The 23,141-nt window shown below is 37.4% G+C and carries 21 protein-coding genes and 1 riboswitch; of the genes, 9 read left to right on the top strand and 12 right to left on the bottom strand.

The window, feature by feature from the left end; genetic code table 11:
* Window positions 1–6: 6 nt before the first annotated feature.
* From VF726_RS23735 to VF726_RS23715, 5 genes are all read right to left on the bottom strand, one after another.
* Window positions 7–411, bottom strand: a complete 405-nt coding sequence (locus VF726_RS23735; protein WP_440172672.1) for a DUF3021 domain-containing protein — start codon at window positions 409–411, stop codon at window positions 7–9.
* A gap of 3 nt (window positions 412–414) precedes the next feature.
* Window positions 415–864: a LytTR family DNA-binding domain-containing protein gene (locus VF726_RS23730; RefSeq protein ID WP_440172670.1), complete on the bottom strand. Its 450-nt coding sequence runs from the start codon at window positions 862–864 to the stop codon at window positions 415–417.
* Between the two features lie 133 nt (window positions 865–997).
* Complete coding sequence (locus VF726_RS23725; RefSeq protein ID WP_440172668.1) at window positions 998–1,315, bottom strand: PTS lactose/cellobiose transporter subunit IIA; 318 nt, start codon at window positions 1,313–1,315, stop codon at window positions 998–1,000.
* A 9-nt stretch (window positions 1,316–1,324) separates the two neighbouring features.
* Window positions 1,325–2,626, bottom strand: coding sequence for a PTS cellobiose transporter subunit IIC (gene celB, locus VF726_RS23720; RefSeq protein ID WP_048528124.1), 1,302 nt, complete (start codon window positions 2,624–2,626; stop codon window positions 1,325–1,327).
* Between the two features lie 14 nt (window positions 2,627–2,640).
* On the bottom strand, window positions 2,641–2,943 hold the full coding sequence (locus VF726_RS23715; RefSeq protein WP_001023539.1) for a PTS sugar transporter subunit IIB: 303 nt from the start codon (window positions 2,941–2,943) through the stop codon (window positions 2,641–2,643).
* A gap of 222 nt (window positions 2,944–3,165) precedes the next feature.
* Between VF726_RS23715 and VF726_RS23710 the strand changes: the two genes are divergently transcribed.
* The 3 genes from VF726_RS23710 (at window position 3,166) to VF726_RS23700 (ending at window position 6,111) form a co-directional block, all read left to right on the top strand.
* Window positions 3,166–4,383, top strand: coding sequence for a dicarboxylate/amino acid:cation symporter (locus tag VF726_RS23710; protein ID WP_000649373.1), 1,218 nt, complete (start codon window positions 3,166–3,168; stop codon window positions 4,381–4,383).
* Between the two features lie 147 nt (window positions 4,384–4,530).
* Window positions 4,531–5,688 carry an acyltransferase gene (locus tag VF726_RS23705; RefSeq protein WP_440172665.1) on the top strand — a complete coding sequence of 386 codons (1,158 nt, stop codon included), beginning with the start codon at window positions 4,531–4,533 and terminating at the stop codon, window positions 5,686–5,688.
* A 42-nt stretch (window positions 5,689–5,730) separates the two neighbouring features.
* Complete coding sequence (locus tag VF726_RS23700; protein WP_440172663.1) at window positions 5,731–6,111, top strand: VOC family protein; 381 nt, start codon at window positions 5,731–5,733, stop codon at window positions 6,109–6,111.
* A 40-nt stretch (window positions 6,112–6,151) separates the two neighbouring features.
* Here VF726_RS23700 and VF726_RS23695 read toward each other — a convergent pair whose 3' ends face one another.
* Window positions 6,152–8,152, bottom strand: a complete 2,001-nt coding sequence (locus tag VF726_RS23695) for a YhgE/Pip family protein (RefSeq protein ID WP_440172661.1) — start codon at window positions 8,150–8,152, stop codon at window positions 6,152–6,154.
* Window positions 8,153–8,287: 135 nt separating this feature from the next.
* Between VF726_RS23695 and VF726_RS23690 the strand changes: the two genes are divergently transcribed.
* Window positions 8,288–9,172, top strand: coding sequence for a LysR family transcriptional regulator (locus tag VF726_RS23690; protein WP_440172659.1), 885 nt, complete (start codon window positions 8,288–8,290; stop codon window positions 9,170–9,172).
* 46 nt (window positions 9,173–9,218) lie between these two features.
* On the opposite strand, the gene VF726_RS23685 is transcribed toward VF726_RS23690, so the two are convergent.
* A complete protein-coding gene (locus tag VF726_RS23685) occupies window positions 9,219–10,304 on the bottom strand; it encodes a transcriptional regulator (RefSeq protein ID WP_440172657.1) in 1,086 nt (361 codons plus the stop codon).
* 91 nt (window positions 10,305–10,395) lie between these two features.
* Complete coding sequence (locus tag VF726_RS23680; RefSeq protein WP_166702754.1) at window positions 10,396–10,545, bottom strand: hypothetical protein; 150 nt, start codon at window positions 10,543–10,545, stop codon at window positions 10,396–10,398.
* Between the two features lie 255 nt (window positions 10,546–10,800).
* Between VF726_RS23680 and cydA the strand changes: the two genes are divergently transcribed.
* The 3 genes from cydA to VF726_RS23665 all read left to right on the top strand — a co-directional run bounded on the left by cydA (window position 10,801) and on the right by VF726_RS23665 (window position 14,923).
* A complete protein-coding gene (gene cydA, locus VF726_RS23675) occupies window positions 10,801–12,156 on the top strand; it encodes a cytochrome ubiquinol oxidase subunit I (RefSeq protein WP_440172655.1) in 1,356 nt (451 codons plus the stop codon).
* A complete protein-coding gene (locus VF726_RS23670; protein WP_440172653.1) occupies window positions 12,149–13,174 on the top strand; it encodes a cytochrome d ubiquinol oxidase subunit II in 1,026 nt (341 codons plus the stop codon). The genes cydA and VF726_RS23670 overlap by 8 nt, the downstream gene beginning before the upstream one ends.
* A gap of 390 nt (window positions 13,175–13,564) precedes the next feature.
* A complete protein-coding gene (locus VF726_RS23665) occupies window positions 13,565–14,923 on the top strand; it encodes an arsenic transporter (protein WP_440172651.1) in 1,359 nt (452 codons plus the stop codon).
* 254 nt (window positions 14,924–15,177) lie between these two features.
* Here VF726_RS23665 and thiC read toward each other — a convergent pair whose 3' ends face one another.
* Window positions 15,178–16,938, bottom strand: a complete 1,761-nt coding sequence (gene thiC, locus VF726_RS23660) for a phosphomethylpyrimidine synthase ThiC (protein WP_440172649.1) — start codon at window positions 16,936–16,938, stop codon at window positions 15,178–15,180.
* Between the two features lie 114 nt (window positions 16,939–17,052).
* A riboswitch (TPP riboswitch) is annotated at window positions 17,053–17,168 on the bottom strand.
* Between the two features lie 71 nt (window positions 17,169–17,239).
* The gene (gene lldP, locus VF726_RS23655; RefSeq protein WP_440172647.1) at window positions 17,240–18,901 is read right to left on the bottom strand and encodes an L-lactate permease; all 1,662 of its coding nucleotides are present in this window, start codon (window positions 18,899–18,901) and stop codon (window positions 17,240–17,242) included.
* Between the two features lie 296 nt (window positions 18,902–19,197).
* On the opposite strand from lldP, the gene VF726_RS23650 reads away from it, so the two are divergent.
* A complete protein-coding gene (locus VF726_RS23650; RefSeq protein ID WP_440172645.1) occupies window positions 19,198–19,515 on the top strand; it encodes a DUF4870 domain-containing protein in 318 nt (105 codons plus the stop codon).
* Between the two features lie 117 nt (window positions 19,516–19,632).
* Here the strand turns inward: VF726_RS23650 and VF726_RS23645 are convergent, their stop codons facing one another.
* The gene (locus tag VF726_RS23645; protein ID WP_440172643.1) at window positions 19,633–20,124 is read right to left on the bottom strand and encodes a metal-binding protein; all 492 of its coding nucleotides are present in this window, start codon (window positions 20,122–20,124) and stop codon (window positions 19,633–19,635) included.
* Window positions 20,125–20,174: 50 nt separating this feature from the next.
* Window positions 20,175–20,540, bottom strand: coding sequence for a YkvA family protein (locus VF726_RS23640; RefSeq protein WP_440172641.1), 366 nt, complete (start codon window positions 20,538–20,540; stop codon window positions 20,175–20,177).
* Window positions 20,541–21,085: 545 nt separating this feature from the next.
* Between VF726_RS23640 and VF726_RS23635 the strand changes: the two genes are divergently transcribed.
* Window positions 21,086–23,014 (top strand): LTA synthase family protein, encoded by a 1,929-nt coding sequence (locus VF726_RS23635; RefSeq protein WP_440172639.1) that lies wholly within the window; start codon window positions 21,086–21,088, stop codon window positions 23,012–23,014.
* Window positions 23,015–23,141: the final 127 nt, after the last annotated feature.

Below are 23,141 nucleotides of genomic sequence, written 5' to 3'. Positions count from 1 at the left end.
TCTTTTTCACCTTAATCGATGATTTAATTTCTTGATTTTTCGTTTCCAATATAACGTCATCATAAACCATATAATGAAGTAAATAACAATAAAACTTCCTATGCAAACAAGAATCGGACCGAAACGGTTTGGAACCCAACCAATCCAAATGGCTGTAGGCAAAAATGCTCCTAGTAAAACAATAAAGTGAATCATCGTCTGCTTTAATACGCTCCATTCTTCTTTTTCAAAAATAAATGAAGCGAAAGAGAAGATAAGTCCTACTAAATTTGCCGTAACTAAATACATAATTAATGTTTTTGTTTCCACTGTTTCCATTCCTTTTACATAACCAATCCATAAAAACAACAAACTATATAACATCGCCATCCCGAGCCCAAAAGCTATTTTATTAACAATTCTATCAAACATCTTTTAACCTCCTCCTATATTTAAAGCCTCTTTAATGAGCGGTACATATTTTCTCGAAACATATTCTTTCATTCCGTTAGAAAAATGAGCACACATACTTCCACTAAAAGACATTTCAAAGCTTGTGACATGACCTAAGTTTGCAAGTATCGACTTAGAAAATCTAGCAAACCGCTTTCCAGCTAACTGTTCCTCTAACTCATATAAACGAGCCTTCACTTCCAGACTCCCTTTCCTTGTTTTCGCCATTACTTTTCTTTCTTCTGTATAAAACCAAAAAATATCATTTAAAGATAATAAATAATACTGCTGATTTAATACACCGACAATTTGATTCACATTCCCTCCTTCAATTATTTTCAAAATCTGCTGAATTTCATCTGTTACTTCGCTTGTCTTTATAATAATTTCTACTTCTTTTTGTGATGGGTCCAATTCGATGCGAACTTTCATCTATTTCCCACCCCCTTTACAATTTCATTTTTACATAAACTTGGAAATAATAAATATAATCCTGCGTAAGTGGTTTTTGTTTCATCATAACTGTCTCTTTATACAACATAAAAAAACCTTGCATACGCAAGGTTCATTCAGACATTGACATCTTCCTATATAATTCTACAAATTCACTCGCTAATTCCTTCACCGTAATCGCATTCATTAAATGATCTTGCGCGTGTACCATCAGAAGGGTAACTTCAGTCTTTTCACCACCAGCTTCTTTTTGTATGAGATCCGTTTGTACACGGTGCGCCTCTTTTAATTCCTCTAACGCTTCTTGTAATTTAGCTTCTGCTTCTATAAATTTTCCACGCTTTGCGCAATCAATTGCTTCCATTGAAAAACTTCGCGCATTTCCCCCATGCAAAATTAAATGAAAAGCTTTCGTTTCTATCGTATCCATTTTAGTTCTTTACTCCCCCTTTTCTTCCGCTACTTTTTGTTTATCCCATATTTTTAAGAACGGTAAATAAATGAAGAATGCAAGCGCAAAGTTAACAAGTTGTAAAACAACACCTGAAAGTTTCCCGCCCGATCCTAAATATCCACTAAAAAGAATCGGTGTCGTCCAAGGTACAGCAGCTCCGCTCGGACGAGCAACTAATCCCCATTCCATTGCAAAGTAAGAAACAATTGTTAATACAACTGGAACCAAAATAAATGGAATTAATAAAATTGGGTTCATGACAATTGGCATCCCAAAAGTTACCATCTCATTAATATTAAATATACCAGGCGCAATTGACAATCGACCTATACTTTTTAATTGCTGACTTCGGGCAAATAATAACATTCCTACAACTAAAGCAAGTGTCGCACCGGAACCGCCCATATAAATCCATAGGTCAAAAAACTGTGCAGTAATCGTATTTGGTATATCTTGCCCTGCTTGGTAAGCAACTCGATTTTGATCCATTAACGACAACCAAACAGGACTCATTACACCACCAACAATAGTAGCTCCATGAATTCCACATGACCAAAGAACATGAACGAGAATAACAGCTATTATTGCACCCCAAAGACTAGCACCAAGTACACTAAGTGGTTCCTGTAAAATTTGCCCCACAATATTATGGATACTGCCGAAAGAAGTATTTTCTATAATTAAACGTAAAATCCAAATAACCGTTACAACAATAAATCCTGGAACAAGTGCGGCAAATGAACGTGTCACAGCTGGCGGAACTGTCTCTGGCATCTTTATAATTATCTTTTTTTGTACAATAAACCGATAAAGCTCAGTAGATATAAGTGCAATAATCATTGCTACAAATAACCCTTGGCTCCCCATTAATGCAGCTGGGATAGCACCTTCTACAAGTACACTCTCTTTTGTACTTGGTATAATATATGCAACTTGAAATGGCGTCGCAAGTAAAAATGTCACAAGCGACAATGCTCCGGATGCTAAAGCGTCCACTTTATAATATTCTCCAAGTCTGTAAGCGATTCCAAAAACAGCTATTAAAGCCATTATATTAAAAGTTGCACTAACTGGATACCCCAAAGCTCTCTGCCAATTCTCCCCAAACAAACCCGCCATAAAATCATTATAACCTGGTATTGGTAAAGCACTAATGATGAGGAAAAATGATCCTATAATTAAGAAAGGCATCGTCAATACAAGCCCATCGCGAATTGCTAACAAATGCCTCTGTTCTGCAACTTTCCCTGCTACCGGCATTACATATTTCTCTAAAAACCGTATCATCTATCCCACTCTCCTCATGGTTTCATTGACAAAGCTGCTTGCAAGATAGCTTCTCCATTACAAAGTCCGTAATGGACGGATTGAATGACATCAACTGGGACTCCCTTCTCCTTACATAACTCTTTCATTTTCGGTAATAAATAACGTACTTGTGGTCCAAGTAAAAGTACATCAGCTTCATCTATATGACTATTTACTTCAGAACCTGATACTGCCCAAATCTTTACCTCTATCCCTCTTGCCTCTGCTGCTTTCTCCATTTTTGTAACAATCAAGCTGGAAGACATTCCCGCTGCACAGCAAAGTAAAATATTCATCCCATTTCCCTCCCCCTTTTTCCAAGCCTAAGTTACGGCGTATCCTTTGCCACCACTAGGTTACAAATATATATGTCTAGATTTCCTGCTGTATGCCGAGCTTAAAAACAAAAATTTCTCGGTTTTCACGCTATTCCATCTATCATTATTCTCCTAGTAAAGAGGACTCTAACTCGCTATAATAATTCAGTATGATTTTTTAATTGATAGGAGGATATATTTATGAAGGCATATCGCTTTCCGCTTATTTTATTATCTTCTATCCTAATTGGTGGTTTCATTGGTTATTTCATGGGTGCCGATGCAGTTGCTTTAAAGCCGCTTGGTGACATTTTCTTAAACTTAATGTTTACGATTGTTGTACCGTTAGTGTTCTTTAGCATCGCGTCATCTATTGCTAATATGGATGGATTAAAACGTTTTGGTAAAATTATGTCTAGCATGGCTGGGACTTTCTTATTCACGAGTATTTTAGCTGCTATTTTTATGATTATTGTCGTGAAAGTGTTCCCGCCAGCACAAGGTGTTGTATTAGAACTAACGCAGCCTGATAAAGCTGAAAAAGCAGTTAGTGTTGCGGATCAAATTGTTGGTATTCTGACAGTATCTGACTTCTCAAAGTTACTATCTCGTGAAAATATGTTAGCTCTTATTTTCTTCTCTATTTTAATGGGGGTTGCAACTTCAGCAGTTGGTGAAAAAGGAAAACCATTCGCTACATTCTTACAAGCTGGTGCAGAAATTTCAATGAAAGTTGTATCTTTCATTATGTACTACGCTCCAATCGGACTTGCTGCTTACTTCGCAGCATTAGTTGGTGAATTCGGACCACAACTTCTTGGAACTTACTTCCGAGCAGCAATGGTATACTATCCAGCGTCTCTCATTTACTTCTTTGTATTCTTCACTTTCTATGCATACCTTGCAGGTCGCAAACAAGGTGTACAAGTATTTTGGAAGAACATGGTCTCTCCTACAGTTACATCACTTGCAACTTGTAGTAGTGCCGCAAGTATTCCGGCGAACTTAGAAGCAACGAAGAAAATGGGTATTTCTTCAGACGTTCGTGAAACAGTTGTCCTTCTTGGATCTACACTTCATAAAGATGGATCTGTTTTAGGCGGCGTATTAAAGATTGCTTTCTTATTCGGTATTTTCAACATGGAATTTGAAGGACCGAAAACATTAGCAATCGCACTTGTTGTTTCTCTATTAGTAGGAACAGTAATGGGTGCTATTCCAGGCGGCGGTATGATTGGTGAAATGTTAATCGTTTCTCTATACGGCTTCCCGCCAGAAGCATTGCCAATTATTGCAGCAATTAGTACAATCATTGATCCTCCTGCAACGATGTTAAACGTAACAGCAGATAACGCTTGTGCCGTAATGACAGCTCGCCTTGTAGAAGGTAAGAACTGGATCAAAAACAAATTTGCTTAATAAATAGAAAGAGGATGCTCCTAACGAGCATCCTCTTTTTTGATGTTAATCCATTCCGCCACAAATTTGTTATAATCTTCACAAATATTCCACACTCATTATCCATTCTCCGTACTATAATCATGTATGGAAAAGGAGATGGACACAATGACAAAAAGCGCACCAGAATTTAAAGTTTTGCAAAGCATTGCATTCCTTGCTGTCGTTTTGCAAAGTTCCTTATTATATACAATGAACCAAGGAAATGTTTTACTTGAGCAATCCCTCATTATGGGTATGCTATTTAACCTTGCAAAATTTTCAGCACCTGCATTCATATTTATCGTCGGCTTTCACTTAATTCGGCAATATACGAAGCAATTAGCCTACACAGAATATATTTATGAAAAAGCCGCACATTTACTCATTCCTTATTTCTTCTGGTCTATTCTTTACTTATTAACAACAAACGATATGATTACACTACAAAGTGGTATCAAAAGTTTATTACTCGGAACGGCTGCACCACATCTTTGGTACGTGATTATGATGTTCCAAATTCACTTATTGTTCCCTTTGCTATGCACGCTATTTTATTGGTTTCAAAAACGAACAGAAAAGAAAAAAGACATATATAAATATATGACCATCTTTGCTTCTCTATATTCCCTCTTAATGTGGTATTCTTCTCACTACATTTTTAATGGAGAGAAATTGACTAGCTCAACCATTTTACATTATACAGATCGTTCCTTCTTCTTCTACTCATTCTATTTCGTCATGGGGGGAATCGCTGCTGTCGCACTAAAAACTTGGCGGCTATTCGTCATGAAACATATCCCGCTTATCACAATATTATTTTTTATCTTATTTTTATTCATCAATTATGAGTTATTTAGTTTTTACGGAGCAAACTCTATTCATTTAACCGTTTCGACTTATTTAAAACCGTCTATGTTTTTATATATCGTATGCGAAATTATTATACTTTACGTGCTGTCTATTACAATTGTACAGCGACGCGGTTTCTTATATAAAGCTTTACGCTTTATCGGGAATTACACGTATGGTGCTTATTTAGCTCACTTTTTCTTCTTGCAACTATGTACAAAATTTCTTTCTTTATTCACTCTACAAGAAAACACTATATTATATAGCCTATTATTATTTACAATAACGGCCACAATCTCAATTTCAGCAATGGTCATTTGCAGCACACTACCATTTCATACGTGGATTACAGGACCTTCTCCTAGGGCAAATATGAAATGGGCGAAGATTGTACTTCGAAAAAATCACGAAAAAGTATGCAAACCATATCTTTGATATAATAGAATTCCATACAAGAAAAGAAAGTAGGACACACCTATGATTAATCAAATTGGACAAATTATGTTATATGTAAATAATCAAGATGAAGCAGTACAATTTTGGACAGAGACAGTAGGATTCCAAATTATTGCGGAAGAAAATAACGGACAAGGGTTTCGTTGGATTGAAATTGCGCCAACAAAAGATGCAGGCACAAGCATCGTCCTTCACGATAAAGCGTTAATTGCGAAGATTCAACCTGAATTAAACTTAGGTACTCCTTCACTTATGTTCTTCGCTAATAACTTGGATCAACTGTATAAAGATCTTTCTGAGAAAAACGTTACTGTTGGACAAGTTGTAGATTTACCTACTGGCAGAGCTTTTAACTTTGCTGATAATGAAAACAATTACTTTGCGGTAATGGAACGCAAATAAAAAAGAAGCTATCCGAAAAAGTCGGATAGCTTCTTTCATTTCAAGAAACTTGTTCTGCATTCGTTTCCCTATGTTGTATATGGCTCGTAATCCAAGCAATTCCACCAGCAACAACGAGATAGCATAACAATATTAAAATTTGCATTTGTAATTGCGACCAATCTCCTAAAGAAATCACATCTTGCAATCCTCTAAGAGAATGGGACATTGGGAGAAATTGTCCAATCTTGCTAAGAACAGCTATATTTAATTCTCCTGGGAAAGTACCCCCGCTCGTCGCTAATTGCAGGACAAGCAACGTTACCGCTAAAAACTTTCCAACAAGACCAAACACCGTTACTAACATAAGAATAAACGTCATGAACGTAAAGGAAATAATGATACTTGATAAAACAAAGAGCGGCACACTTGCAACTTCTAATTTCATAACTCCTAGCACAACCACATCCACAAGTAATGCTTGAATCAGTCCAATTAAATATACTAATCCTAATTTATTAATAAAATGTACCGTTCCGCTTACTTTCATATTTTGTCTACGGCCAAGCGGTAAAATATTTGATGCCATAATGCCGCCAACATAAAATGCAAGCGATAAGAAATATGGTGCAATACCTGAACCGTAATTAGGTACGTCAGAAACTGTTGACTTCACTAATTGAACCGGCTCTGAGAACATCGAATTGCGTGCATCATCATTGCGAACATCCGCTATCTTTTCTGCGCCCTCTCCTAATTTCGTAGAAAGTTCTTTCGCACCATCGTCAAGTTTAACAAGTCCGTTCGTTAACTGGTCAGCACCATGATTCAGCTCCGTTCCGCCACTCGCAAGTTGATTTACACCTTCTTGTAATGATGTAAATCCAGTTCCCCATTTCGTAAATCCACTAGCTAAATTTGTAGCACCATCTGCTATCTTTTTCGTTCCAGCAGTCGCTTCATTTAACTTAGCTCCGAATGTATTCATACCTTTTTCAATCTTATGCTGACCATCTGCAAGCTTCTGCGCACCTTGTGTCAATTGTTGTTGGCTATTATTTAAAGTGTTTGTTGCTTGAGCTAATCCTTTAGAAGTAGCGATAATCTTTTGAAAAGCAGGATCTTGCTGCACTTCTGGATGATTTTTCACGTACTCTTCTAATTGTTGTTTGACACTATTTGCTGCATTGTCCGCTTTCACTTGCCCTTCAGCAAGTTTCTCACTTCCGTTCACCCATTCATTTGTACCGATACTTAATTCACTAACCCCTGATTGTAACGTTTTTTCACCTTGCATCAATAACTCCATACCGCTATGAAGTGAAGTTGCTCCTTGACTTAGCTCATTCGCTCCGTCAGTTAAGGCTGATTTACTAGAAGCAAGTTTTTCACTTCCCTCTTTCACTTTTGATGTCCCGTCACTTAAACGATGAATACCATCTGCAAGCTGATTGGCCCCATTTCTTGCATCTGTCGTTCCTTCATGTAACTTCCCAGCACCATTACTTGCATCACTCAACCCTTGTGCTAAGTCTTGAAACTTTGAAAAGACACCTTCTGTATAAGATTTCGTAATACTATTTGAAATTTTTGTTTTCATATTTTCAACAGCTGTCGTTCCAATTTGCGCTGCTACAAAGTTTTTACCAGGATTTACTTTGTACTGCAATTGTGCTGGTTCTGGTTTCTCATCCATAAGTGTACTTACCTTTTTGGAGAAATCCTCTGGAATCGTAACAACCATATAGTACTTATCTTCTTTTAACCCTTCATCAGCATTTTTTTCTGATACGAAATGAAAAGCCAGTTCTTTATTCTCTTTTAAATTTTTAACAAAATCGTCTCCTGCATGAATTGTTTTCTCATCCATCGCAGCACCTTTATCTAAATTTACAATCGCAACAGGTAATTTATCTAATTTCCCATATGGATCCCAGTATCCAGCTAAAAAGAATCCTGAATAAATTAAAGGAACGATTAATAAAAAAATTAAAGCGATACGTCCATGTTTATGGTGCCACATTGCTTTCCAATCTTTAAATATAAGTTGAATTCCATTCATGAAACATACTCCTTCTCCTAATTTCACACCATTACAATGGTTTAACAGATTTACTATACACGTCACTTTTCATACTGTATAATACATCTTTAATTATAAATTCATTCCTTTTGGTCTATAGATAGGAGAGTCAAAATGGAACTTCTTCAACTAAAATACTTTCAAACAGTTGCACGATTAGAACATATGACAAAAGCCGCTGAAGAATTGCATATCGCACAACCTTCGCTCAGCAAAACAATCGCTAGATTAGAAAAAGACTTAGGCGTCCCGTTATTTGATCGCCAAGGTCGACAGATTACATTAAACTCTTTCGGGAAAGTATTTTTAAAACGAGTAGAGCGCATTTTCCATGAATTAAGTGAAGGTGAACGAGAAATTAAAGATTTAGCTGACTTACAACAAAGCTCTATTACACTGGCAGTTTCTATTCCAAGAATATTACCAGAACTACTCGGTTCTTTTTTACTAGAACATCCTAACGTTCGATTCCAACAGTTTCTCGCATCTACTCCTTCTATGAAACGACAACTAGATAATATAGAAATTGACTTTTGCATTTCTTCTGTGCCAATTGAAGGTGAGGAAATTATGTGGGAACCACTTATTACAGAAGAAATTTTCTTAGTCGTTCCTTCAGGTCATCATTTATCAGGACGCGACAGTATTCACCTGCATGAAGTAAAAGACGAACCATTTATTAGTATGAACACTGGTTATGGATTTCGGCACTTAACAGATGAATTTTGTAAAGAAGCTGGCTTCACTCCACATATCGCTTTTGAAGTAGATGAACCAACCGTGATTAGCGACCTTATTAAGCAAGGCCTCGGCATCGCATTTGTCCCAAGTTTAACTTTATTAAAAAACTCTACTTTAGCATTAAATAAGCTACGTATTATTGAACCCGTTTGTAAGCGAACAATTGGCTTAAGCTGGTCAAAAAAACGTTACTTATCGAAATCCGCCCAGCAATTCCGTGAATTCGTGATTGATTACTTCTCCAATATTAGGACGTAAAATAATATCAAAAAATGAAAGGTGCCATCCCCAAGGGTGGCACCTTTTATTTTTCACTCTTCTCCAATTCCATTTCCGCTAAAAGTGGCAATACGTTATCAAAAATATGCGTATTATTATTTTCGCCTGTTACATACCCACCGTAATATCTACTAAATACATTGTCATTGCGGAATGTGACCATATGATCATATAATTCCTTTGCAAACTTTGTATCACCTGTTTGTAGCACGTACAAAATCGTTAGTCCGTAAGCAGCTGGCGATTCATAATTCACAGTTTGTTTTCCCGTTTCTAAATTGTAACGACCGTATAACTTTCCATCCTCCTGGAATTTCTTCTTTATAAATTCCAAATAAGCATCTGATGAAAGGCCACCTAAAATCCTGTGATAGGCAACATATGATTGGTCAATAAGATTCACTTCTTTATCGTACATAAATGTACCATCTTCTTTATACTCTTTCGGGAATGCCCAGCCATGTCTTGGATAATCCGCTAAAAATTGAACGACTTCCTGATATTGCTGATCAGAAACTTTACCGTACTTCTTCATATAGGAGAATGCGTGCGGATTTAAGTATGATGTCGTTGCAAAATTATTTTGTTTTCCTGCATCTGCATCATAATAATCAACATAATAATTATCTTTCTTATTATAACGAATTACAGCATCACTCAATTGATCTGCCAAGTTTTTATAACGCTCTTCCTTATACATTTCATAAGCACGATATAATTGCTCTATCATACGAAGATCATCTATAAGTGCATTGGTAGCCGACTGTATTTCTCCCTTTTCAGAGATTTTCCATACAACGATTTGATCCTTATGTACAAAGTTATTTTGAATAACCTTAACTTGTTCATCGAATAACGCTTGATCGTCTTTATCGAGTGTATATTGTAGCCATAGTCCTGCTGATTCCGATAAAGCTTCACGGCCTTTCGCTTCACCCGTACCTGCCTTTGTATCCCCTAAACGATATGTAGCAATTGTCCCGTTTTCATTCACCATATGTCTCAAAATAAAATATTCTGTACGGTTTCCTTGTATAGCTGACCAAAATACAATTCCACCTAAAGCGATTAAGAGAATAACTCCAATCCCTATATATATACGTTTCCGCAAACTTTTCACCTCCCTAGTAAGGCTATCCTTAATTTTACCAGAACATACGTAAATGTAAAAAAGACAATCTGTTAGATTGTCTCCCGTTCCTCTATCTCTCACAAGCCTCTTTAGAAGGTCTATATAGCGATTCCACGAGTCGATCATATTCACGACGCGTAATCTCTTTATTATACAGCTTCAATAATAAATCTCTATGCTCTTTTGAAAATGCCATCTTTTTAATGACTTCAGGATACATAAAACATCCTCTCCATTTCACATCAACTTCTTCACCCCGGAAAACAGAACTTACGTTCGCATAAAAGATTATAAAATATTCCTTACTAAAAAACAAACAAAATATTATTAAACATTAACTTCTTTCTTTTTAGAATATTCAAACGTTATATTGCCATATCCACTTTTTAAATACACATATATTTTTGGTAGTTTTTTTGAATAAATCTTCCAATTCAATCAGAAAATAATGGCAAAAAAGAAGAGGAGTTTACATATGGATACGGTAACATTAGCAAGAGCATTTTTCGGTTCTTCATTAGCATTCCACATTATCTTTGCAACACTTGGCGTGGGGCTTTCATTGATGATATTTATAAGTGAAATACTCTATCACTGGAAGAAAGATTCCGACTACGCCATTATGGCGAAAAGATGGACGAAAGCGTTCGCCATCCTTCTTGGTGTAGCAATTCCAACTGGAACAATCGTTGGTGTACAAATTTCACTTCTTTGGCCTGGTTTTGCCAAAATTGTTGGGCAGGTTATCTCTGTTCCCTTTCAAATTGAGATTTTTGCCTTCTTTTTAGAGGCTTTGTTCATGTCCATTTATGTATATGCAGCTGACAAACTACCTCCATTCATGAGATTAATCTCGCTATTCTTCGTCATGATTGGTGCCACGGCATCTGCCGTGCTTATTACATCAGCAAATACATGGATGAATACACCAGCAGGCTTTTCAATGAATCCAGATGGATCTGTTTTTAACGTTGATCCGTGGAAGGCTTTCTTTAATCCGAGTTTTGGCACAAGTGCATTCCATGTCGTTATTACGGCTTATGCAACTGGTGCGGCTGTCATTGCTTCTATCGCTGGATTTAAATTATTAAAGAAAAATTTAAGTAAACGTGAAGTGGCATATCATAAAAAAGGACTACTGTTAGGACTCGTCGTGACATTTATTACAGGTGCTACGATGTGGCTTTCGGGACACGAATCGGCAATTGCTTTACATAAGCATTCTCCTGAAAAACTTGCATCTGCTGAAGCTTTATTTGAAACGACATCACATGCACCGTTATCGATTGGGGGCGTTGTGGATCCTAACACACTTGAACTAAACTATGCACTAGAAATCCCGAACATGCTTAGCCTACTAGTGGGACTAGATCCTAGCACCGTCGTAAAGGGGCTAAATGAATTCCCGCAAGAAACATGGCCACCATTTTACACGCATACATTATTCAACTTAATGGTCGGGACCGCTGCTTTCACCTTTGCAGTTGCAGCAATTGCCCTCCTATATTGGTACTTCGTTTACCGAAAAAAAGGAGCAGAATTACCGAAGTGGCTTCTTTGGGGAGCTGCCGCATGTGGACCAATTATGATGCTCGGCATTGAATTTGGATGGATTTTTAGCTGTAGTGGTCGTCAACCGTGGACTATTTATGGTATGCAGCGTACAGTCGACGCTTCTACACGCGCTGACTTTGTCGGTCCTTTATTTATTCTATTCATCATTTTATATATTGGACTCGGTATTTTAACTGTTTTTGTACTGCGGACATTCTTTAAGAAACATCCGCTTACAAATGATTTACATCACGAAGGAGGCGATTCTCGTGCATGAGGAAAATATTGCAATCATCATCTTGTGGGCTCTTATTTTCGTATACAGTATATTAGGGTCCATCGATTTTGGAGCAGGTTTTTGGGGCATGGTATACGCAAAACATCCAACGCTCGCTGCCAAGCTTGCCAACCGATACTTATCACCGACTTGGGAAGTAACAAATACATTTCTCGTCTTTGTCGTTGTCGCTTTTCTCGGTTTCTTTCCGAAAGCCGCTTTCACTCTGGCAACGGTGATGTTCGTACCCGTTATGTTAATTTTAGTACTCGTGGCAATTCGCAGTACATTCATGGTATTTGCTTATTCCCTACCGAAGTACCAGCACCTTCTTCGTATTATTTCAGGTATTACAGGGCTCTTAATTCCAGCCCTATTAATTACCGTTTTACCCGTTACAGAAGGTGCCTATATTACAATGTCTGAAGGAAAAGAAGTACTCCTATATGGAAAACTTCTTTCTAGTCCGGTTATTTATTGTTATATGCTCTTCGGACTAACTTCGGAACTATTTCTTTCCTCTCTCTTTCTTGCTGATTTTGCGAGAGAACAAGGTTCAGAAGATGCATATAAAATTTATAGAAGAAACGCGATCATCCTTGGTCCTGCAACGCTCGTTACGGCGATTATCGCCCTCGTTGTAATGGATCCGGAAACACACTGGCTTATGCAAGGACTAATAAAGCAATTCCCATGGTTTACAGTTTCTATCGTTTTATTCGTTATCGGGTACTCTTCTCTTTGGTGGACAAACAAGAAGTATGACACACTAGGATACCCTCGCATTGCCGTTTTAGCAGTCGTGGCTCAATATGCATTTGCAAGTTACGCTTACGGTGTCGCTCATTTACCGTATATTATTTATCCTGATGTAACTGTATTTACAAGCTTTACAACGGTCGAAACATTCTATGCATTGCTTATTCTATATGCAATTGGGATTGCAATTTTATTACCAGGATTTATTTTCTTCTGGAATTTATTCTTGAAGGATCGAACTTTTTTGAAGGAAAAATAATATAGCCTTGGAGTCTGTTCCAAAAAGTATTTTGGGATGGACTCTTTTTTTCATGTTTTGTCGATAAGTCGATATATTTTAAAAATCGCTGATATATTTTGAGTTGCGCCGATATATTTCAATAATCGCTGATATATTTTGAGTTGTGCTAGTATATCTCCATAATTGCCCATATAATTTTCATTTACTATCTTACCGCCCCACTAATTTACAGACTCCTCTCACGATAGTTATTTCACCATTCGTGACACTTGTCCTTGAGCTTGAAAAACACATATTCACTTTATTCCATTATACGTCTAGTTCTTCTTATTTTTTGCTGAATATACTATCAATACAAACTTGAGACAAGCTACATTTGTTCAAGGGAAATAGAAAGGTAGGCAAAATATGAGTGTTGAAATATGGATTACTATTATTGTATTCTTCTTAACAATGATTGTTATCTTTTGGCGGCCTCGTGGTTTAAATGAGGCGTGGCCAGCAGCAATTGGCGCTGGCATCATCCTGATTACTGGACTTGTATCAAAACCAGACGTCATGGATATTATTAGTAAGATTGGTGGTGCCTCTATAACAATATTAGCGACCATCGTTATGGCCGTTATATTAGAAAGCTTCGGCTTCTTCCACTGGTCCGCGGCGAAACTCGCAAACTTAGCAAAAGGCTCTGGTCGCCGTTTATACTGGTATATTCAGTTATTATGTTTTCTTATGACTCTTTTATTTAATAACGACGGTAGTATTTTAATTACAACTCCAATTTTAATTCTTCTTCTAAAAAACCTTCAATTAAAACCGCATCAACAAATTCCTTATTTATTAAGCGGTGCCTTAATCGCTACTGCTTCTAGTGCACCAATTGGTGTAAGTAATATCGTAAACTTAATCGCATTAAATATTGTGAATATGACTCTTTATATGCACACAGCTATGATGTTTGTACCTGCAACATTAGGACTATTGTTTATGTCATGGCTTATGTATACAGTTTTAAAGAAAAAACTACCAGAGAAATTACCTGTTTCTTCATATGATATCGAAGAAATTTTCTTCACGAAAAACTTCCATCCGTTAAAAGGAAAAAATTCTGTTGATACGAAACAAAACCGTACAAAATTCATGTTAAAAGTATTAGGCTTCGTCTTCCTTATGCGCTGTCTTCTATTCGTTGCATCCTTCTTATCGATTCCAATCGAAATTGTTGCTGTACTCGGTTCACTCGTTCTTCTCATCTGGAGATGGTATTACTTACGAACAAACCCAGTCGATATTTTGAAAAAGACACCGTGGCACATTTTAATTTTCGCTTTCTCTATGTATGTCATTATTTACGGGCTTCATAACGCAGGATTAACAGCGGCGCTTGTAAATTGGCTTGAGCCAGTAGTAAGTCAACATCTACTCTATGCTAGCTTTGCAATGGGTGGACTCGTCTCCCTCCTCTCTAACGTCTTCAATAACCATCCTGCACTTATGATTGGTACAATCACATTAACAGAAATGGGACTAGACCCAGTCACATTAAAAACTATCTATCTCGCAAATATTATTGGTAGTGACATCGGTTCACTATTATTACCAATCGGTACGCTAGCTTCCCTCATTTGGATGTATATCCTGAAACAAAACAAAATTAAAGTAAAATGGAAAGACTATTTAAGTGTATCCCTTATCGTTATTCCTCTCACAACAGTCGTCACATTATTCCTCTTATACTACTGGGTACACCTCTTCTTCGCCTTATAAAGTGAAACTTTAATCAGTGGGGGTTTTCTTCATCTCCCACTGATTATTAGCCCTCACCAATCGGACTTTTATGGACAGCCCGACCCCCACCCAAATTCTTTACTTTCGCTGAATTTTGAGGTGGGGGTCTTACTGCCCATTAAAGTGGGATAAACGATAGAAGCCCGCTTTGCTACCGTCTTAGCAAAGCGGGCTTCTTCTATATTTAAGTTAGGTACTACAGTGTGATCAATCAAGTAAAGAGGTGTAACATGTTATTGGTATAAATGACTACCAGTGTCTTTAAATTCTTTTGCCTTCTCTTTCATCCCTTTTTCAATTGCTTCTGTCGTTTCTAAATCATTTTCTTTCGCATATTCACGAATATCATGTGAAATTCTCATACTACAGAACTTCGGTCCACACATCGAACAGAAATGAGCTGTTTTCGCTCCTTCTGCTGGCAACGTTTCATCGTGATATTCCATCGCGCGTTCAGGATCTAAAGATAAATTAAATTGATCGCGCCAACGGAATTCAAAGCGTGCTTTCGAAAGTGCATCGTCACGCTGATGAGCCGTTTTGTGTCCTTTCGCAAGATCAGCCGCATGCGCTGCAATTTTGTACGTAATAACCCCCGTGCGAACATCGTCTTTATTTGGCAATCCTAAATGCTCTTTCGGCGTTACGTAACAAAGCATCGCAGTTCCGAACCAGCCAATCATTGCAGCTCCAATTGCCGATGTAATATGGTCATAACCTGGTGCAATATCTGTCGTTAACGGTCCAAGTGTATAGAACGGCGCGCCCTGACAAATATCAAGTTCTTTTTCCATATTCTCTTTAATTAAGTGCATTGGTACATGTCCAGGTCCTTCAATCATCACTTGCACATCATGTTTCCAAGCAATTTTCGTTAATTCACCAAGTGTTTCAAGCTCAGAGAATTGTGCTTCGTCATTTGCATCTGCAATCGATCCTGGACGTAATCCATCTCCAAGAGAGAACGAAACATCGTACTGCTTCATAATTTCACAAATCTCTTCAAAATGAGTATATAGGAAGTTTTCTTTATGGTGGAATAAACACCACTGCGCCATAATCGAACCACCACGCGAAACGATACCTGTCGTACGCTTTGCAGTAATTGGAATGTAATGAAGTAATACACCAGCATGAATCGTAAAGTAATCCACGCCTTGCTCCGCTTGCTCAATTAACGTATCACGATACACTTCCCACGTTAAATCTTCTGCAATTCCATTTACCTTTTCAAGCGCTTGATAAATCGGTACAGTTCCAACTGGTACAGGCGCATTACGAATAATCCACTCACGCGTCGTATGAATGTTTTTACCTGTAGATAAATCCATAATCGTATCTGCACCCCAGCGCGTTGCCCACGTCATCTTCTCTACTTCTTCTGCAATAGAAGAAGATACAGCAGAGTTTCCGATATTTGCATTTACCTTCACGTGGAAATTACGCCCGATAATCATCGGTTCTGCTTCCGGATGATTAATATTCGCTGGTAAAATAGCACGGCCTTCTGCAATTTCCTTACGAACAAACTCAGGCTCTACTCCTTCACGAATCGCAACGTATTCCATCTCAGACGTAATAATGCCATTACGCGCATAATGCATTTGCGTAACATTTGCACCTTGCTTCGCTCTAAGCGGCTGGCGATCCATTTGCGGAAAAACAGGTGTATGTTTCGAAGCCACCTTCACACCATCATCCTCTGGTTTTACTTCGCGCCCTTCGTATGCTTCTACATCCTCGCGCTCTATGATCCAAGAGTGGCGCGGCGCCTGCAACCCCTTTTCCAGCTCCACTTTATACGCCGGATCTGTATAAGGACCGCTCGTATCATATACACGAATTGGTGGATTCGGAATACCGTTCGTTTCACTTTGTTCAATCTCACGCATCGGCACTTTCATACCCGCGCGCGGTCCATCCACATACACTTTCTTACTCCCTGGTAAACTCGATTTCAATTCAATTTGCTCAGCTGAAACAGATTGTTTCATAAACTTTGTTGCCTCCCCTGTTCGTGACAAGGACGAGATATGGCCAGCGCATGCCAAAATAAAAAGAGCCAGGTCCATAAAAAAATAAGGACCTGGCTCATAAAAGACATCATTATGTAAAGCCGTTAACTTCCCTACGCTGGTACGAGCCAGATCAGGTCCAAAGGGTTAAGAAGATCACGCGCTTCTCTCTCAGCCTACGCATACGTTAGGCACCCCTAGTTTATCACTGATTTAATTTTCAATACTTTCCCATCATACACGATAATCTGAAAAATGAAAAGTTTATTTCTTTTTCTCTTTACGGAATCATCCACGTTAAATAATATGCCTGTACATACGTCATAATACCAACAATAATTACGAAGAATAGACTATGCTTCACTGTAAAGCGGAATAAATCTGATTCTTTTCCAGCAAGTCCAACTGCCGCACAAGCAATCGCAATCGATTGCGGAGAAATCATTTTCCCTGTTACACCGCCCGTTGTATTTGCTGCAACGAGAAGTACTTCAGATACACCGACTTGCTGCGCTGTAATTGCTTGCAAATTCGAGAACAGTGCATTCGCTGACGTATCAGATCCTGTTAAGAATACCCCGATCCAGCCTAAGAATGGTGAGAAGAACGGGAATAGTCCGCCAGTTCCAGCAAGCGCTAACGCTAGTGTAGAAGATAAACCAGAATAGTTTGCGATAAATGCAAATCCTAATACGAATCCGATAGATAGAATTGGCATTTTAAGCTCATTTAACGTTTCTTTAAATGTCGCTACTGCATCTTTTGCACTCATTTTCAAAATAAAGATAGAAATAATACAAGCAATTAAGATTGCTGTTCCTGTTGCTGATAATACATCAAATTTCAAAATTGCCTCGTAAGGCGTCGGTTTATTTACAATTGGTTCTGCTTTCATTACTAAATTGTGTAAGCCTGGAATTTCAAACTTAAACACGAGGCTCTCTAGTGCGCCACCTGGAGCAAATAACGCTTTAAAGAAACTTTGGCTCCAAATGACTACCATCACAGTTAAAATAATGAATGGAGACCATGCTTTTACGACTTTTCCTACTGTTAGTTTTGGAATAGACGTTGCCGTCGTTGTCGCAGCTACTTCACTATTTGCTTGTTTAGACTGATAAATTTCTTTTGGCTGCCAAACTTTTAAGAATAGCGATAAACTCACTAAACTTACAAGTGCTGACGTAATATCCGGAAGTTCTGGCCCTAAGAACGTTGCTGTTATGAACTGCGTAATTGCAAAGGAGCTACCTGCTACAAGTAAAGCAGGCCACGTTTGTCTTACCCCTTTCAATCCGTCCATTAAAAACACGATAAAGAACGGAACAAATAATGATAGAAACGGTAATTGATGTCCAGCCATTTGTCCAATTTTATGTGGATCAATACCAGTTACTTGTCCAGCAACTGTAATTGGAATCCCCATTGCTCCGAACGCTACCGGTGCCGTATTTGCGATTAAACAAAGACCCGCTGCATATAAAGGATTTAACCCAAGACCTGCAAGAAGCGCTGCTGTAATCGCTACTGGTGCACCAAATCCTGCTGCTCCTTCTAAAAATGCTCCGAATGAGAAACCGATTAAAATAACGAGTAAACGATGGTCATTCGTAATGGACAATACAGATGCACGAATGACATCAAATTGACCTGTTTTTACAGAGATTTTATATAAAAATACCGACATAATGATAATCCAAGCAATTGGCCATAGTCCGTATAAGAAACCATATCCGGTCGCTGCCATCGCCATTGTGAACGGCATCTTATACGCGAATAACGCCACTAGAATTGTAAGTACAACTGTAATAAATCCTGCCACATACCCCTTCATGCGGAAAACTGCTAAAGCTAAGAAAAAAAAGATAATCGGAATAAGTGCGACCGCTGCAGAAATCCAAATGTTTCCGAACGGATCATAAACTTGTGTCCATGTGTTCATTGTTCTCTCCCCCTAAAGAATCCCCTTTTAAATAGAATAACCTCATCAATAGACTATCAGGTCATCATACCTTTTAGCCTAAAAATAAAAAACGTTTAAGAAAACGTTTTCAATAACTTTCATTTATACTTTAGCACATTATTTTCTTTCAAAAAAGATTTTTTTGAAAATTTTATTATTTCACTAGAAAATCTTACAAAAGCGTCATGTTCTTGTAATGTTTATCGATAGAAAGCTCGTCACATTTCCTGCATAATAAAAGTATAACAACGGACATTATTTATGAGGTGATATATATGAACGGAAACAAAATATTAGCAGCTTTATCATACTTTAGTGTATTATTTGCCCCTATCTTATTCCCAATCATTGTGTGGATTGTGGGCGACTCTGAAACGAAACCACACGCAAAACGCGCTCTATGGACACATATCATTCCAAGTATCGCGACATTCATCGGCGTAACTATTTTAGGAATTATGGGTATCGGATCGGATCAACCAGACGTAACACTTGGAATCGGAGCAATGATTGTTTTATGTATTTGCGGCATTATTAGCTTATACTACTTCATTTGGAACATCGTAAAAGGGATTAAAGTACTGAAAGCTTAAGTTTAAACAAACGTTTGATTAAAATGGTACGCATAATGGCAAACGCAGTCTTATCGGCAATACGATAACCTTTTAATAAGAAAAAACCGTCCCAAAATACCTTTTGGGACGGTTTTTTTATCTTCTGCGTTTCTTCTTTTTTCTCATCATTTTCTTTCGGCGCGTGTTCACTTTATCCGCTATAATGTGAAGCGTGCTTGCGACAACAATTCCCATTACAAACGTTACAATTTCTACTTCATGCTCCTTCGCCATTTCTACTAAATTCCCGTCAAGCGCGATTATATTTAATAGGAATAAAAACGGAGAAAACACAATTAACATGTATGCAATACGAATCACATCACCAAGTATAATCGTATGTGTAAAGAAGGATCGATGTGGCATGACCTTCTTATACGGATACCAAAATATACGCAGGAATCCCCATTTATTATACGCATTACTATACGTATCTAAATCGGGCGTTAAAAATGTAGTACCTACTAAAAAGCCAATTGCAAAAGTTAATAAAAAATCAAAGTTTGTTAATCCATACGAAAAGAGCATAAACAAAACAACCGGAAGGGATATTAAGTTTATTTTCGTATGCGTTCTTCCTGATGGCATAAAGCACTTCCTCGCTTACGTTCGCCCTGTCACCATGTAACAGTTCTCACCTATTGATCTAATTTCTGATCGATAAATGATGTGTCTATATCCGAACCAAACCACTCTGCCAACTTCACTCGTGCCTTATCTTTCACCTCTTCATTGACGTATAACGATGCCTGCAATAGTGCGGCCGTCAACGCCCCTAAATCATCTGTATAACCAACTCCAGCAATGAAATCTGGGATGGCATCAATTGGTGCAATAAAATAAGCAAGTGCTCCAATTACAATAATTTTCACTCGTTTTGGAACATCCGGTTTCTGCAAAACGTAAAACAATAATAAACTTGCATAAATGACCGACTGCCCTGCTTGCTTTGCAACATGTTTTACTTTCTTCCAAAACGCTTCAACTGAAAATTTTTGTTCCATGTAAAAGCCTCCCTATTTTTTAAAAGAAATAAGCTACAATATGTTATCAGTAAAAGTTCATCAAAATTACACATAATCTATCAATGAACTTTCATTGTAACAAACAAACGAAAAAAGAACAAGTGTTCGTTAATTTTTACACAATTCCCTTCATATAATAGGTTTCTAGATAACCACTTACCCATTGTCATTTCTTATTTCTCAACAAGGAAATTTTCACTTTTACTTAACATTCTGCTCTACCTTTGTTATATTTTCTAGTTGACGGACATATAAACGAATGTTAAAGTTTTCTCTGGTAGTGACAAATCTTATACAAAAAATGTAAAATGTTATAGTGTTTCTCAGAAATGAATTTTGTTGTATAATACAAAAATGACGTTATGCTTATGAGCAACACAAGAAACTAAAAGGGTATGCATAGTTATAGTCGTATATGGGTGAATATAGAACCTTTAATTATGGCCAAGAAAACTATGTATTTTTTATTTTAGCATTTTTCGCTCCAAAATCGACCAAGCCTGATAGAGAAAGGGTGGAAATGAATGAAAGAAACCTTGAAATCACAATTTCAAAATGTGCGTTTCACTGTATTCGTAGCTTTAGCCGTATGGTTAAAGACATATCTTATTACTCGCACAAGCTTTGATTTAAAACTTGAATCTTTCATGCAAGAATTCATTTTATTCCTTAGCCCATTAGCAGCATCATTACTGCTTGTTGGCCTTGCATTATTTGCAAAAGGGAAAAAACGTAACTATATAGCACTTGGAATTAATTTTGTTTTAACAATCATTCTTGTTGGTAACGTAATGTTCTACGGATTCTACAACGACTTCGTTACTTTACCTGTACTAGGACAAACATCTAACTTTGGAAGTTTAGGTTCTAGTGTGAAAGAATTATTTAACTACAAAATCATCCTTGCATTTGCTGATATTATCGTATTCTTCATTTTATTGAAGAAGATGAAGAATTTTGCACCGACAGAACGTGTAGCACGCCCAATGCGTTCCCTATACTTCGTGTCAACAATTGCTATTTTCTTCGCAAACTTAGGACTGGCAGAAGCTGAGCGTCCAGAACTATTAACACGTTCATTCGACCGCGTTATGCTTGTTAAAAACTTAGGTTTATATGTACACCAAGTGTATGACCTTGGCTTACAAGCAAAATCAAGTTCACAAAAGGCCTTTGCTGACGGTAGTAAATTACAGGAAACAGAGAACTACGTAAAAACAACGCAAAGCAAACCAGATCCAAATATGTTTGGTACTGCAAAAGGGAAGAACGTAATTGTTGTCTCTCTTGAGTCATTACAAACATTCTTAATTGGTGCAACAGTTAACGGACAAGAAGTTACACCATTCTTAAACCAATTTACGAAAGAAAGTTATTACTTCGATAACTTCTTCCATCAAACTGGTCAAGGAAAAACATCTGACGCTGAATTCTTAGTAGATACTTCAATGTATCCACTAGACCGTGGTGCTGTATTCTTCACACATGGTAATAACGAATATACAGCGACTCCAGAAATTTTACGTGAGCAAGGATATCACACATCGGTATTCCACGCGAACAACGCAACGTTCTGGAACCGTAACATTATGTATCCGGCACTTGGTTATGATCGTTACTACAACGAACTTGACTACAAGATTACACCAGAAACAAAATTAAATTGGGGATTAAAAGATATTGAATACTTCGATCAATCTATCGATATGTTAAAAGAAGTGAAGCAACCGTTCTACACTCGCTTCCTTACTCTAACAAATCATTACCCGTTTTACTTTGATGATGATACGAAATTAATTGAACCTTATAACTCTGGCGATGGCGTATTTGACCGTTACATGGTAACTGCTCGCTATTTAGATGAAGCAATGAAACACTTTATTGAGCGTCTAAAAGCAGAAGGTATTTACGACAACTCAGTTATCGTATTCTACGGTGATCACTACGGTATTTCTGAAAACCATAACCGTGCAATGGCACAGTTCTTAGGAAAAGAGGAAATTACTGCATTTGACCATATGAACTTACAAAAAACACCGATGTTTATTCACGTTCCTGGTCAAAAAGAAGGTAAAACAATTTCAAAACCAACTGGTGAAATTGACATTAAACCAACAATTCTAAACTTACTTGGTGTAGATTCTACGAATCAAATTCAATTTGGTCATGATGTATTCTCACCAGAAAATAAAGGATTTGTTGTTCTTCGTGACGGTAGCTTCGTTACAGATAAATATATGTATACGAACAGTACATTCTACGACCGTACTACTGGTGAAGTTGTACAATTACCAAAAGAAGAATCTCAACCACTTATTGATCGTGCTCAAAATGAATTGAACATGTCTGACAAAATCATTGAAGGTGACTTACTTCGCTTCTCTGAAAGTAACAAGACCAAAACTGGTGAAGTAAAGACAGCTATTAAAGAAGAAAAGAAGAGTGCTGAGTAATCTCAGCCTCTTTTTTTTATATTTCTCCATGCGATCACTTATATTCATTAACTTTAACATTACATAACCTTTACCAAATATTCACATAGCATTAATGAAACATCTCTATAATGAAATATGTAAACGA

The sequence above is a fragment of the Bacillus sp. Brlt_9 genome, from assembly GCF_051948935.1.
Lineage (GTDB): Bacteria > Bacillota > Bacilli > Bacillales > Bacillaceae_G > Bacillus_A.
The sequence above is the reverse complement of the archived record's forward strand: the minus strand, read 5'-3'. Positions and strand labels throughout refer to the sequence as shown.